Source organism: Streptomyces sp. NPDC002790, assembly GCF_040295505.1.
Lineage (GTDB): Bacteria > Actinomycetota > Actinomycetes > Streptomycetales > Streptomycetaceae > Streptomyces.
In genome coordinates, this window is the sequence record NZ_JBEOVM010000075.1 from 1 (window position 1) to 14343 (window position 14343).

A 14343-nucleotide genomic window follows, 5' to 3' on the forward strand; every position below is an offset into this window, starting at 1 on the left:
AGGAGACCTCGCCCAGCCAGGACCGCTCGGCGGTCTGCTTGGCCTGGGTGATCAGTTTCTGCGACAGCTCGGCGGCCTTCGGGAACGGCGCCCCAGCCCTCCGGGCATCCTCGCGGGCGCGCACGGCGTCGTTGAACACGACGCTGGCGCACCCGAACGCCCTCGCCAATGCCATGCGTTGGGCGGTGTCCGGGTACAGCCTGAAGGCGTACCGGAGCTGCATGACGATCACACTATGCGCGTCGCACGCACACCACGAGAGAACGTGCGTACGAACCCTCACCGTTCCCACAGCCCAGTCCGGCTCCGCCGGAGCGACAAGGCGGGTGGCGGTGGAGGCGTAGCTGGACGCCCGGCGGTTGTTGGCGGTGGAGCGCAGGAAGCCGGCGAGGAACCACGGGTCGAGCGCGGTCGGTTCGGGCCGCAGCAGGGCCAGGCCCCTGCCGAGCGCGGCGCCCGCGTCCGCCTCGTCGACGACGCGGACGGCGGCGGCGCCGCCGAGTACCGGCACGACGACGTCCCCGACTTCGAGGATCACAGGCTCGCCGTCCGCGGCGTGCGCCCCGGAGGGCGCGGTACTCGTCAGCGCGTGCCGCGTCCGCGTGTTCACAAGCCGTGCCGCACCCACACATTCGGCTCGACGTACACGGCGTAGTCGTGCTCGGGCTCGCAGCGCACCGGCACCAGCGCGGCGGGCACCTCGACCGGGCCCTCCTTCTCGAAGGGCAACCCGGTCCACTCCCGCCACTGCTCCAGCGACCCGGCCACGACCATGGAGGCGGGGGCGACCTTCTCGATGACGCCGCCGGCCCGCACGTGCACCCGCAGCCACGGATCGTGCGGCAGACCGTCCGACTCCCGTACCCGGAACGCGTACTCGCCAATGGGCGCCTCGGGTTCGAGGTGCTTGGCGCTCGGCCGCACGGGCGCGACGACCTCGCCGAACCCGCGGGCGCGCGCGTTCTCCCGCATCGCCGCGAGCATCCGCCCCGACAGGCCGCGCCCCTGGAGCCCCGGCGTGATGGCGATCTCGATGGCGCTCACGGTGTCGGGGGCGACCCCGGCGGCCCGGTCGGCGAACGCCCACTGCAACACCTGGTCCCAGCCGCCGTCCGGCAGCGCTCCGCGCCCCTCGGCGCGCAGCGCGAACGGCACGCTGTACGCCTTGGCGACCACACCCCCGCCGGCGTCCGTCGCCACGAACGCGTACTCGGGCAGCTCCTGCCAGATGCGCCGCAGGAAGGTCCCGGCGCACAGGTCGTGTCCGATGAACGCGGGCCAGGTGTCCGCCATCGTCCACATGGGGAGCGCGAGTTCGGGACGCTCCGCGAGGGTGGTGATCGTCAGATCGGTACCCGGTTCGGGATGCATGCGCACATCGTGCAGCGGACGGGACGGCACCGCAGCCGGTTTTCCGCGCCACCCGCCGGACGGTCGTGGCCTACGCCCCCAGGATCGACGTCAGGAACTCCCCGACCCATGCCAGCAGTTCCCGGCCGACGACCGGCTTGCCGCCCATCTTCTTCGGCTTCGGGCGCGGGACGAGGAGCTGTCCGGTGGCCGACTTGATGATCGTGCCGGGGTAGAGGCGCTTGAGGCGGAGCTCCTGGGACTCCCGCAACTCCACCGACGCGAAGCGGACGTTGTTGCCCTGGAGGACGATCTCGCCGACCCCGCAGGCCCGCGCCAGCATCCGCAGACCGGCCACGAGCAGCAGGTTCTCCACTGGCTCCGGCAGCTTGCCGTAGCGGTCGACGAGTTCCTCGCGGACGTGCTTGACGTCCTCCTCGGTGTTCGCGGAGGCGATGGCGCGGTAGGCCTGCAGGCGCAGCCGCTCCCCCGGCGCGTAGTCGTGCGGGACGTGCGCGTCGACCGGGAGCTCGATCTTGACCTCCAGCGGCGGCTCCTCCTCCACGCCGCCCTCCATCTGCGCCCGGTAGTCCGCGACCGCCTCGCCCACCATGCGTACGTACAGGTCGAAGCCGACGCCCGCGATGTGCCCCGACTGTTCGCCGCCGAGGAGGTTGCCGGCTCCGCGGATCTCCAGGTCCTTCATCGCGACGTACATGCCCGCGCCCATCTCCGTGTGCTGGGCAATCGTCGCGAGGCGCTCGTGCGCGGTCTCCGTCAGGGGCTTCTCGGGCGGGTAGAGGAAGTAGGCGTAGCCGCGCTCGCGGCCACGGCCGACGCGGCCACGCAGCTGGTGCAGCTGGGAGAGGCCGAAGTTGTCGCCGCGCTCGACGATCAGGGTGTTGGCGTTGGAGATGTCGATGCCGGACTCGACGATCGTCGTGGAGACGAGCACGTCGAACTTCTTCTCCCAGAAGTCCACGACGACCTGTTCCAGGGCCTGTTCGGACATCTGGCCGTGCGCCGTCGCGATCCGCGCCTCCGGCACGATCGCGCGCAGCCTGGCCGCCGCCCGGTCGATGGACTCGACCCGGTTGTGGATGTAGAAGACCTGGCCCTCACGGAGCAGTTCGCGGCGGATCGCGGCGCCGATCTGCTTCTCCTCGTACGGGCCGACGAAGGTCAGGACCGGGTGGCGCTCCTCCGGCGGCGTCGTGATCGTCGACATCTCGCGGATGCCGGTGACCGCCATTTCGAGCGTACGAGGGATGGGCGTCGCCGACATCGTCAGGACGTCGACGTTGGCCCGCAGCTTCTTCAGCTGCTCCTTGTGCTCGACGCCGAAGCGCTGCTCCTCGTCGACGATGACCAGGCCCAGGTCCTTGAACTTGGTCTCGGAGGAGAACAGGCGGTGCGTGCCGATGACGATGTCGACGGCGCCGTCCCGCAGGCCTTCGAGCGTCGCCTTCGACTCGGTCTCCGTCTGGAAGCGGCTGAGCGCCTTGACGCTGACGGGGAACTGCCCGTACCGCTCGCTGAACGTGCCGAAGTGCTGCTGCACGAGGAGCGTCGTGGGGACGAGGACCGCGACCTGCTTGCCGTCCTGGACCGCCTTGAAGGCGGCGCGCACGGCGATCTCCGTCTTGCCGTAGCCGACGTCGCCGCAGATCAGGCGGTCCATCGGGACCGTCTTCTCCATGTCCTCCTTGACCTCGGCGATCGTGGTCAGCTGGTCGGGCGTCTCCACGTACGGGAACGCGTCCTCCAGCTCGCGCTGCCAGGGCGTGTCCGAACCGAAGGCGTGGCCGGGCGCCGCCATGCGCGCGCTGTACAGCTTGATCAGGTCGGCCGCGATCTCCTTGACGGCCTTCTTGGCCTTCGCCTTCGTCTTCGTCCAGTCGGCGCCGCCGAGCCGGTGCAGCGTCGGGGACTCGCCGCCGACGTACTTGGTGATCTGCTCCAGCTGGTCGGTCGGGATGTAGAGGCGGTCGCCGGGCTGGCCGCGCTTGGCGGGCGCGTACTCGACGACGAGGTACTCGCGGGTCGCGCCCTGCACGGTGCGCTGCACCATCTCGATGTAGCGGCCCACGCCGTGCTGCTCGTGCACGATGTAGTCGCCGGATTCGAGGGTGAGCGGGTCGATGGTCTTGCGGCGCCGCGCGGGCATCCGGGCGCCTTCCTTACCGGCGGCCCGCTGCCCGGTGAGGTCGGTCTCGGTGAGGACGGCGAGCTTCAGGACCGGGTCCACGAAACCGAATTCGAGGCTGCCGCAGGACACCTGGACGACGGACGGCGCGAGTTCGCCGAGGTCCTTCTCCAGGCGGGCCGCGATGCCCTCGCCGCCGAGCACCTCGACGGTGCGGGTCGCGGGGCCGTGGCCCTCCGTGACGTAGACCGCGCGCCAGCCGTCGGCGAGCCAGCCCTTGGTGTCGGCGAGCGCGCGGGCGGTGTCGCCGCGGTACGTCTCCGGGGCGTGCATGCCGAGCTTGAGGGTGTCCGCTTCGAGGTCGCCCTCCGCGTCCGCCGCGAACGGGGACACCGACCACCACATCATCCCGAGCTCGCGCGCCCGGTCCCGGACGTCCGCGATGGCCCACAGGGACGCGGCGCCGACGTCGATGGGGGCCTTGCCGCCGGTGGCCGAGGCCGCCCACGACGCCTGGAGGAACTCCTGCGACGTCGCCACCAGGTCGGCGGCGCGGGTCCGCACCCGCTCGGGGTCGCAGACCATGGTCATCGAGCCGGCCGGCAGCACGTCGAGCAGCAGCTCCATCTCGTCGACGAGGACGGGGGCGAGGGACTCCATGCCCTCGACGGCGATCCCCTCGGCGATCTTGCCGAGCAGTTCGCCCAGCTCGGGGTGTTGTTCGGCGAGGTCGGCGGCGCGGGCGCGGACATCGGCCGTCAGCAGCAGCTCGCGGCAGGGCGGGGCCCACAGTCCGTGCTCGGCGATTTCCAGCGAGCGCTGGTCGGCGACCTTGAAGTACCGGATCTCCTCGATGTCGTCGCCCCAGAACTCGACGCGCAGCGGGTGCTCCTCGGTCGGCGGGAACACGTCGAGGATGCCGCCGCGCACGGCGAACTCGCCGCGCTTCTCGACGAGCTCGACCCGGGCGTACGCCGCCGCGGCCAGCGCCTGGACGGTCTCCTCCAGGTCGGCGCTCTGCCCGGTGCGCAGGGCCACGGGCTCCAAGTCACCGAGGCCCTTGACCTGCGGCTGAAGCACGGAGCGGATGGGCGCGACCACGACGGAGACCGGGCCGGTCTCCGGGTCGTCGGAGCGGGGGTGCGCGAGGCGGCGCAGGATGGCGAGGCGCCGGCCGACGGTGTCCGACCTCGGGCTGAGCCGCTCGTGCGGCAGCGTCTCCCACGACGGGTACTCGACGACGCCGCTCTCCGGCAGCAGCGAGCGCAGCGAGGCAGCCAGGTCCTCGGCCTCGCGACCGGTGGCGGTGACCGCCAGGACGGGGCGCTTCGCCTCGCGGGCGAGCGCGGCGATCGCGAAGGGGCGGGACGCGGGTGGGCCCACCAGGTCGACGTGCATCCGGTTGCCGTCCCCGGCGGCCTTCACCGCTTCAACGAGGGACGCGTCCTTGATGACGGCGTCGAGCAGTCCGTGCAGGCTCATGGAGAAGATCCGTCCGGGGTGAGTGGGCAACGCGAAGGGCCCGACACGTGGTACGGGCCGGGGGTTTCCAGCGTACGTCTTCCTCCGGGGGCTCACCCGTTTGATCTGTTGCGGTCACCCGGGGGTGCGGTCGCGGGGCGCTGCCCCGGACCCCGCTGCTCAATCGCCGCAGGGGCTTTATAAGCCCACCCGGCGCAGGGGCTTGATAGGCCCACCGCAGGGGCTTGATTTCCGCCGCAGGGGCTTGAGAGCAAGCCCCTGCGGCGGGTGCGCTACTCCGTGGCTATTGCGTTCAGGACGTTCATGCGGCCTGCTCGGAAGGCAGGGATGAGGGCTGCGAAGAGGCCCACGAAGGCCGAGGCGATGAAGACCGCGATGATCGTCGGCCAGGGGATCTCCAGGACGCCGAGACCCTCCAGGGCCAGGAGCTTCTGGGCCGTCGCGCCCCAGCCCATGCCGAGCCCGAGGCCGAGGAGCGCGCCGAAGACGGCGATGACCACCGACTCCAGGCGGATCATGCGGCGCAGCTGGCGGCGCGAGAGGCCGATGGCCCGCATCAGGCCGATCTCGCGGGTCCGCTCGACCACCGAGAGGGCCAGCGTGTTCACGACGCCGAGCACCGCGACGATGATCGCGAGCGCGAGCAGCCCGTAGATCATGTTCAGGAGCTGGCCTATCTGGTCCTTCAGGGTCTGCTTGTAGTCGGTCTGGTCCTTGACCTTGACGGTCGGGTCGGACGCGACGGACTTCTTCAGCGCCTTGTACGCGGCGGCGGCCTTGGCACTGTCGTCGTCGCCGGCGGCCTTGGCGAACATCATCCCGTTCAACGGGAGCCGGTCGGCGGGCACGTACTGGGCCGCTGTCGCCACGTTCGTGTACATCGCGCCCTTGTCGAACACGGCGTCCTTGTCGGAGGTGATCGCCGCGACCTTGAGCTTGGCGGTCCGACCGTGGTCGAAGGCGACCGTCATCGCGTCGCCGACCTTGATGTGGTGGCTCTTCGCGAAGTCCGAGCCGACCGACATCGCGTTCTTGCCGTACGCCGCCGAGAGCTGCCCAGCGGTCATGTCGCGCCGCAGGTCCTGCGCGTAGGTCGGGCTCGCGGCGGAGATTTCCTCTTTCTTCTTCACGCCGGAGGGGGTGGTCAGGGTCGCCTTGACGAATTTGACCTCGGTGACGTGGGAGACGGTCCCGCCCTGCTCGACCTTCTTCAGGGCCGCGGCTGCCAGGGGTGTGATGCTGCCGTTGCTCGGTTCGACGATGAAGTCCGCGCCGACCGACTTGTCGAGCTGGTCGGTGGCCGAGGCCACCATCGAGGAGCCGACGACGGAGAGGCAGGCGACGAGCGCGAGGCCGATCATCAGGGCCGCGCCGGTGGCACCGGTGCGGCGCGGGTTGCGCAGCGCGTTGCGCTCGGCCATGCGGCCCACCGAGCCGAACATCCGCAGCAGCACGGCGCTGATGACGCGGACCACGATGCCGGCGAGCAGCGGGCCGATGACGACGAACCCGATGAGCGAGGCGACGATCCCGGCGCCCAGGTACAGCGAGCCCTCACTGGCCTTGTCGGCCTGCGTGGCGAGGTAGAGCGCGTAGCCGCCGCCCGCCGTGAGGACCGTGCCGATGATGCCGCGTACGACGCCCGCCTTGACGTCGGCCGGGGTGCCCGCGTCGCGCAGGGCGGCCATCGGGGAGACCTTGCCGGCCCGCCGTGCGGGCAGGTATGCGGCGAGGACGGTGACGACGACGCCGAGCAGCAGGCCGATCGCCGGCGTCGTCCACTTCACGGTGAGGTCGCCGGTGGACAGCTCCATGCCCATGGCGGACATGAGCTTCATGAGGCCGACGGCCAGGCCCACGCCCGCGCCGACGCCGAGCACCGAGCCGACGACGCCGAGCAGCAGCGCCTCGACGAGCACCGACCGGTTGACCTGCTTGCGCGAGGAGCCGATGGCGCGCATCAGGCCGATCTCGCGAGTGCGCTGGGCGACCAGCATCGAGAACGTGTTGATGATCAGGAAGATGCCGACGAGGAAGGCGATGCCGGCGAAGCCGAGCAGGGCGTACTTGATGACGTCCATGAAGGAGCCGACGTCGGAGGCGTTGGCGTCCGCGGCCTCCTGCTGGGTCTGGATCTTGTACGCGCCGTCGGCGCCGAGGGCCGCGGCGACGTCCTTCTTGAGCTGCGCGTCGCTGACGCCGTCGGCCGCGGCGACGTTGATCTGGGTGAACTGGCCCGTCTTGCCGATGAGTTGACGCTGTGCGGTCGCGGTGTCGAACCAGACGACGGCCGCGCCGGGGTTGGTCACCCTGAAGGAGGCGATGCCGACGATCTTCGCCTTGAAGGCGCCGGTAGCGGCGATGGTGCGCAGTTCGTCGCCCATCTTCAGGTGGTGCTTGTCCGCCGTGTCGGCGTCGACCATGACCTCGGTGGGGCCGCGCGGCTTGTGTCCGGAGGTGATCTCCATGGAACGCAGGTCGTTGCGCGTCCAGTTGCCCGCCAGGGTCGGGGCGCCGGTGGTGGATCCCATGTTCTTGTTGTCGGCGTCCACCACGGTCACGTTCGCCGAACTGACCGCGCCTTCGCTCGACTTGACGCCGTCGGCCTTGCGGACGGTGGCGAGCGCGGACGCGGGCAGCGACTCGGGCCGGCCGGTGTCGCTGCCCTCGACCTCGGCGTCCTTGGGGCTGACGGTGACGTCGGACGAGGTGGCCGTGAACAGCTTGTCGAAGGTCTTGTCCATCGTGTCGGTGAACACGAGGGTCCCCGTGACGAAGGCGACCGAGAGCAGCACGGCGACCGCCGACAGGGCCATCCGGCCCTTGTGCGCGAAGAAGTTGCGCAGCGAGGTCTTCATGACAGTGTTGGCGCTCATGACGTCCGTCCCTGGGGGGCATCGTCGCCCGTCGTTGCGGCCGCGGGGCTCCGCCCCGGACCCCGCGCCTCAAACGCCGGCGGGGCTTGAATTGCCGCAAACGCCGGCAGGGCTTGAATTGCCGCAAGCGCCGGCGAGGCTGGAATGTGCGTCACGACGTCCTCCCGCGCGCGTCGAAGTCCTTCATGCGGTCCAGGACGGCCTCGGCGGTCGGGCGGTGCATCTCGTCGACGATGCGGCCGTCCGCGAGGTACAGGACGCGGTCCGCGTACGAGGCGGCCACCGGGTCGTGCGTGACCATCACGATCGTCTGCCCCAGCTCGTCGACGGAGCGGCGCAGGAAGCCGAGGACCTCGGCGCCCGCGCGCGAGTCGAGGTTTCCGGTCGGCTCGTCACCGAAGATGATCGACGGTCGGGAGGCCAACGCCCGTGCTACGGCAACTCGTTGCTGCTGTCCGCCGGAGAGCTCGGTCGGCCGGTGCTTCAGGCGCTCGGCGAGCCCCACGGTCTCGACGACCTGGCGGAGCCACGCGGCGTCCGGCTTGCGGCCCGCTATGTCCATCGGGAGCGTGATGTTCTCGATCGCGTTCAGCGTCGGCAGCAGGTTGAACGCCTGGAAGATGAAGCCGATGCGGTCCCGGCGCAGCTTGGTGAGCTTCTTGTCCTTGAGGCCGGTGATCTCCGTCTCGTCGAGGAAGATCTGTCCGGACGTGACCGTGTCCAGGCCCGCCAGGCAGTGCATCAGCGTCGACTTGCCGGAGCCGGACGGCCCCATGATCGCGGTGAATCGACCGCGGGCGATGTCCACGTCGACGTGATCGAGCGCGACGACCCGGGTCTCCCCCGTCCCGTACGCCTTCACGAGCTGGCGCGCCCGTGCGGCGACGGCCGAACGCTGTCCAGTGTCCCTGTGCCCGGGAATGGTTGCAGCCGTAGTCACGGTAAGTCTCCTAATTCGGTCACGCGTCGGATGCGTGGGATCGATGCCTTGTGCGGCCAAGTCTGGTGGAGCGGGGTACCTCTGCGCGTTGCGGAAAAGCCCCGTCTTTTCCGGGGGTAAACCCCACCCTCCGAACGCTACGAAGGTCCCCGCGCCCGCTCGTCCTCCAACGGGACGAACCGACCCTGCCCCCTTCTACGGAGGTCCCCCTAGGGGAGGTCCACCCCTCGGTGGACCTCTACTCAGGGACGCCTCCACCCACCACGCCCCATGACTGAGGCCGGACCCTCTAGCGGAGACGAGCGGGCGGGAAAAGTCATCCGCCGCACAAGTGCCCCACCAGCACCACTCACCTCACGTACAAGAAAAGTCGTCCGGCCCGCGCTGATCGTTCGGCCAAACGCTCCCCAACTCGTCTACCTACGAGTAACGTTCCGGCTCCCCGCGCACTCCCTGCGGCCCGCCCAGTCCCCGGCGGACCCGAGCCACGCAAGGAGAACAGGGATGTCGTACCAGCCGCACCCTTCGCAGCCCTATCCGTTCCAGCCGTACGCACACCCCCACACGCATCCCCACGCACACCCCCGCTCGCACCGCCTCCCCCGCCATCCCGACGCCCCCAGCAGCGAACTGCGCCTGCTGCGCACCGCCTACCGCTGGCAGCGCCGCGTCGCCACCCTCACGGCCCTCGGCTACTTCACGCTGTTCCTGCTGCTCTCCGCGTTCGCGCCGGGCCTGATGAACCGCTCCGCCACCGGCGGCCTCTCCACCGGGCTGCTCATCGGCCTGTGTCAACTCCCGGTCACCTGCCTGGCGTTGCTCCTGTACGAGTACTCGGCACGGCGCCGCGTGGACCCGCTCGTCCACCGGATCCGCCGCCGGCGCCGTACGGACGGGGGCTACGCGCGATGACCACGGGCCCGGCCCTCGCCGCCGCGTCCACCGACGCCATGTCCCTCGTCGCGTTCACGGCGGTCGCGACGATCACGCTCCTGCTGTGCGTCATGACGGGCCCCGACCGCGACGGCCTCGAGGAGTTCTACACGGGCTTCGGCCGTCTCGGCCCGATCCGCAACGGCCTGGCCATCGCGGGCGACTACATCTCCGCGGCCACCGTCCTCGGCACCGGCGGCGTCATCGCGCTGCTCGGCTACGACGGCGTGGTGCTCGCCCTGAGCACGGCGCTCTCCCTGATGCTGCTGATGTTCCTGCTGGCCGAACCGCTGCGCAACGCGGGCCGGTTCACCATGGGCGACACGCTGGCGCGGCGGATGCCCGGCCGTTCCGTGCGGATGGCGGCCTGCGCGGCCACGATCGCGGCCCTGATGCCGATGATGCTCGTCCAACTGGCGGGAGCGGGCGATCTGTTGGCGTTCCTGCTCGGCTTCACCAGCGAGAGCTTCAAGACGGCCTGTGTGATCGCACTGGGCGCGCTCATGATCAGCTACGCGGCGATCGGCGGCATGAAGGGCACCGCCGTCATCCAGATCTTCAAGATCGTGATGCTGCTCGGCTCGGGCGCGGTGATCGCCGTGCTCGTCCTGCGCCGCTTCGACTGGGATCCCGGCACCCTGCTCGCGGCCGCCGCGCGCGGCAGCGGCGCAGGCAACGCGTATCTGACCTCGGGCCTCCAGTTCGCGCACAGCCCCGCCTCCCGCCTCGACATGATCACTACAGAGCTGACGGTGGTCGTCGGCGGGGCCGCGCTGCCGCACGTCACGATGCGCATGTACACGGCCCGGCACGCGCGCGAGGTGCGCCGCTCGATGACCTGGGCGGTGTCCGCGGTCGGCCTCTTCGTCCTGGTCATCTCCGTGGTCGCGTTCGGCGCCACGGCGATGCTGGGCGCTCCGGCGATCGCCCAGGCGGACCGGCAGGGCAACACGGCGTACCTGCTCGGGGCGCGGGCGGTCTTCGGCGCGACGACGAGCACCGGCGAGTCCCTGATGTTCACCGCCGTCACCACGGCGCTGTTCCTGACGCTCCTCGCGTCGGTCGCGGGCATGATCCTGGCCTGCGCGAACTCACTGGCGCACGACGTGATCGCGTACTCGAAAAGGAACTTGACGGGCCGTAAGGAACTGTCCATCGCCCGAATGTCGGCCCTCGGGGTCGGCGCCTTCGCGATCGCCCTGGCCTGCGTGTTCCAGCACCGCAACCTGCAGCCGCTGGTCACCCTCTCCCTCTGCGTCGGCGCGTCCGCCATCGCCCCGGCGCTCGTCTACAGCCTCTTCTGGCGCCGCTACACGCGCGCGGGGCTGCTGTGGACGCTGCTCGGCGGCACGGCCGCCTGCATCGTCCTGATGACCGGGACCAATCTGGTGTCGGGCTCGCCGACCTCGGCGTTCCCCGGCATGGACTTCAACTGGTTCCCGTTCACGACGACGGGCGTCCTGTCCATCCCGCTCGGCTTCCTGTTCGGCTGGCTCGGCACGGTCCTCACGGACCGGCGCAGGGCCGACACGCAGCGGCAGCAGTACGAGGCCGTGGAGGCGTGGATCCTGGCGGGTTCGCCGACGGCGCCGGGCGGGAGCACGCGGCGCTGACGACGGCCCCGGTCACTACTTGCCGAGCCGCTCCGCCAGTTCGGAGCGGCGCGCGAGGACGCCGTCCTTCAGCTCCTCCATCTCCCGCAGCGCGTCCCGGCGTTCACGCTTGGCGAGGCGGTCGATGTAGAGGCGGCCGTACAGGTGGTCCGTCTCGTGCTGGAGGCAGCGCGCGAAGTAGCCGCGTCCTTCTACGGTGATCGGGCTGCCGGTCTTGTCGTGGCCGCGTACGACGGTGTGGTCGGCGCGTGCCACGGACTTGTAGGGGCCCGGTACGGAGAGGCAGCCCTCCATGCCGTCGATGAGCCTGCGCTCCGCGGGCGGCTGCTCGTCGAGCACGGGGTTGCAGATGTGGCCGGTGTGCCGGACGCCCCAGTCGTCCTCCATGTCGTAGACGAACAGCTGGAGGTCGACGTCGATCTGGTTGGCGGCGATGGCTGCGCCGTGCGCCACGTGGTTCGTCGCGAACATGTCGTCGATCAGGTGGTCGAGCTCCGGTGTGCCGAAGAGGGTGTCGGTGACCGGGGCGCAGCGGCGCCGCAGAATGTCCTCGCCGACGATGGTGATGCGCCGGACCGCACCGCGCTCCACCTCCGGTGACAACTGGCCTTCACCCACGTCGACTCGACCTCTCGCATCTGCCCACCACTTGACGACCGCCCAACCTTAACGGGGCACTCGTCCGCCCCCACTCCACGGGGCTCCGCCCCGGACCCCGCTGCTCAATCGCCGCAGGGGCTTGATAGACCAAGCCCCGCCGGGGATCGGTAGCACCAACCCGCCGCCGATCGGTTTTCCCGGCCGCCCCGGCGATCGGTTTTCCCAGCCCCGCCGGCGTTTGAGGCGCGGAGTCCGGGGCGGAGCCCCGTGGCCGGGGGATGGTCGAGCGTTACTCCGTCTCCGCCGGGGACTTTCCCGTGAGGGTGGCGAGGGAGGCGCGGACGTGTTCCATGTGGGCGCGCAATTCCTCGCGCTCCGACTCGTGGCCCTCGAGGATCGACTCCGTCTCCCGCTCGACCCGCTCCGCACGCGCGCGTGCCCGCGCGAGCAGCTCCGCCGCCGCGGCCTCCGCGTCCTCCTGACTGTGCCGCGCCTCCTCCTCCGTCTCACCGAGCATCCGCTTCGCCTCCGACAGGCGTTCCTCGGCCTCGGCGACGGCGCCCGCCTCCCACGCCTCGGACGCGGCCACCTGCTCGGCCGCCTCCCGGTCCGCCCCCTCCGTACGCTCGGCGTGCTCCTTGGCCTGGGCGGCGAGGTCCGCGTCCGTGCGCTCACGCATCTCGCGCAGCACCGCGAGGGCCTCGCCCCGCGTCTCCTTCACGTCACGCCGGGCGGCCACCCGGATGTCGTCGGACTCGGCCTGCCCGGCCGCGAGCCGCCGCTGCGCGTACTCGTCCGCCTTGCCGCGCACCTCGTCGGAGTGCGCCTGCGCGTCGTCACGCGCCTCGTCCGCCGCCGCCCGCGCGGCGTCGGCCTCGGCCTGCGCGTCGGCCAGCGCGGCGCCGCGCACGGCGGTGTCCTCCTCCTCGGCCAGCTCGAGGAGGTACTGGGCCCGCTTGCCGAGCGACTCGTACGTCTGCGGAGCGAGGTTCGCGACGGCCTCGCGCAGCCGCTCGGCCTCCTCCTCCATCTCCTTGACGAGGACGGTCAGGTGCGCGGCCCGCTCCCAGGCCTCGTCCCGTTCCCCGGAGAGCGTGGCGGCGGCGGCCTCCACCTGCTCGGGCCGATACCCCCGACCCCGTACGCCGACGAAGCCGTACTGCGACGACTCCGCTCCACCCGCACCGCTCATCTGGATCCCCTCTCCGGCAAGGCGCCGACCGGCACCGGCAAGCCCGATCTACGACATTTTGCGCGATTGGCGCACATCTTGATGGAACAACCCGAGGGGGCCACATTCCGACACACGTGGCACTCAGATCGACCCACTGGGTCCAGGATGCGTCAATTGCCGTCGAAAGTCGGAATCGCCTTGTCCTCGCGCAGTGCGGTGAAGAGCTGATCGGCCTCGCTCTCGTTCCACATCACCACGTCCCCGACCCCGGAAACACTGGACTCACTGCCCACAGGAACGGTCGTCGTCGAGACCGGGTCGGACATCTTCACACCCATGTTGGCCAGCGCGGCGACCCCGGTGTCCTCGTCGACGGTCAGCGCGTCGAGCGAGGCGCTGACGAACGGGATCAGGTTCCACGGCGGCACCAGCACCCCCGGACCGAGCGCCTTGCCCGCGATCGCGTCCACCAGCTGCCGCTGCCGCTTGACCCGGCCCAGGTCGCCGGTCGGATCGGAGTAGCGGGCCCGCGCGAACTGGAGGGCCTGCGTGCCGTTCATCGTCTGGCAGCCCGCGTCGAAGTCGGCGCCCGACTTCTCGTCGTGGAGGCCGCCGTCGGCCACACAGAGCTCGACCCCGCCGAGCGAGTCGACGACATCGACGAGGCCCAGGAAGTTGACCTCCGCGTAGTGGTCCATGCGCAGCCCCGTCGACTGCTCCACGGTGCGCGTGAGCAACTTCGCGCCGCCCACCGAGTACGCGTAGTTGATCTTGTTCTTGCCGTGCCCCGGGATCGAGACGTACGAGTCGCGCGGGATCGAGACGAGATACGGGCCGTTGTCCCCGTAGTGCAGCACCATGATCGTGTCGGTGCGATCGCCCTCGTCGTTGCCGACGTGCAGCTCCTTGCGCTGTTCGGGCGTCAGGTTCTCCCGCGAGTCCGAACCGACGAGCAGCCAGTTCGTGCCCGCGCCCGCCGCCGGGCGGCCGTCGTATTCGCCGAACGCGTCCGTGGTCTGCAACCGCGCACCCGCCCAGAAATACAGGCCCACGACGTACGCGACGAGCACCACCAGGACGACCAGCAGGGTCAGCGCGAGCCGCTTGGGCCAGCGCCGCCGCGGCCGCGTCGCCCGCACCGTCGTCGGCTCACTCCACTCACCTGCCATGTGCGCATGATCGGGGCGCCCGACCCGTCGCGCAGGTCGAGCGCCCCGGTCATCGCCGTA

10 protein-coding genes are annotated in these 14343 nt (G+C 70.6%); 2 read left to right on the forward strand and 8 right to left on the reverse strand.

Annotated features, from left to right (window positions below; genetic code table 11):
• The 5 genes from ABT004_RS26280 to ABT004_RS26300 all read right to left on the reverse strand — a co-directional run.
• Positions 1 to 610, reverse strand: a 610-nt coding sequence (locus ABT004_RS26280) for a helix-turn-helix domain-containing protein (protein WP_351341543.1), incomplete at its 3' end; no start/stop codon positions are given.
• A complete protein-coding gene (locus ABT004_RS26285) occupies positions 607 to 1371 on the reverse strand; it encodes an N-acetyltransferase (RefSeq protein ID WP_351341546.1) in 765 nt (254 codons plus the stop codon). The genes ABT004_RS26285 and ABT004_RS26280, both read right to left, overlap by 4 nt.
• A gap of 70 nt (positions 1372 to 1441) precedes the next feature.
• Positions 1442 to 4978 (reverse strand): transcription-repair coupling factor, encoded by a 3537-nt coding sequence (gene mfd, locus ABT004_RS26290; protein ID WP_351341549.1) that lies wholly within the window; start codon positions 4976 to 4978, stop codon positions 1442 to 1444.
• A gap of 272 nt (positions 4979 to 5250) precedes the next feature.
• Complete coding sequence (locus tag ABT004_RS26295) at positions 5251 to 7854, reverse strand: ABC transporter permease (RefSeq protein ID WP_351341550.1); 2604 nt, start codon at positions 7852 to 7854, stop codon at positions 5251 to 5253.
• A gap of 151 nt (positions 7855 to 8005) precedes the next feature.
• Positions 8006 to 8794, reverse strand: coding sequence for an ABC transporter ATP-binding protein (locus tag ABT004_RS26300; protein WP_351341553.1), 789 nt, complete (start codon positions 8792 to 8794; stop codon positions 8006 to 8008).
• 504 nt (positions 8795 to 9298) lie between these two features.
• Between ABT004_RS26300 and ABT004_RS26305 the strand changes: the two genes are divergently transcribed.
• The gene (locus tag ABT004_RS26305) at positions 9299 to 9706 is read left to right on the forward strand and encodes a DUF485 domain-containing protein (RefSeq protein WP_351341555.1); all 408 of its coding nucleotides are present in this window, start codon (positions 9299 to 9301) and stop codon (positions 9704 to 9706) included.
• Positions 9703 to 11340: a sodium/solute symporter gene (locus ABT004_RS26310; protein ID WP_351341557.1), complete on the forward strand. Its 1638-nt coding sequence runs from the start codon at positions 9703 to 9705 to the stop codon at positions 11338 to 11340. Before ABT004_RS26305 ends, ABT004_RS26310 begins: the two co-directional genes overlap by 4 nt.
• A gap of 15 nt (positions 11341 to 11355) precedes the next feature.
• Here ABT004_RS26310 and def read toward each other — a convergent pair whose 3' ends face one another.
• From def to ABT004_RS26325, 3 genes are all read right to left on the reverse strand, one after another.
• Positions 11356 to 11958, reverse strand: a complete 603-nt coding sequence (gene def / locus ABT004_RS26315; RefSeq protein ID WP_351341559.1) for a peptide deformylase — start codon at positions 11956 to 11958, stop codon at positions 11356 to 11358.
• Positions 11959 to 12229: 271 nt separating this feature from the next.
• On the reverse strand, positions 12230 to 13132 hold the full coding sequence (locus ABT004_RS26320; protein WP_351341561.1) for a cellulose-binding protein: 903 nt from the start codon (positions 13130 to 13132) through the stop codon (positions 12230 to 12232).
• Positions 13133 to 13284: 152 nt separating this feature from the next.
• Positions 13285 to 14283, reverse strand: coding sequence for an LCP family protein (locus ABT004_RS26325; RefSeq protein WP_351341563.1), 999 nt, complete (start codon positions 14281 to 14283; stop codon positions 13285 to 13287).
• Positions 14284 to 14343: the final 60 nt, after the last annotated feature.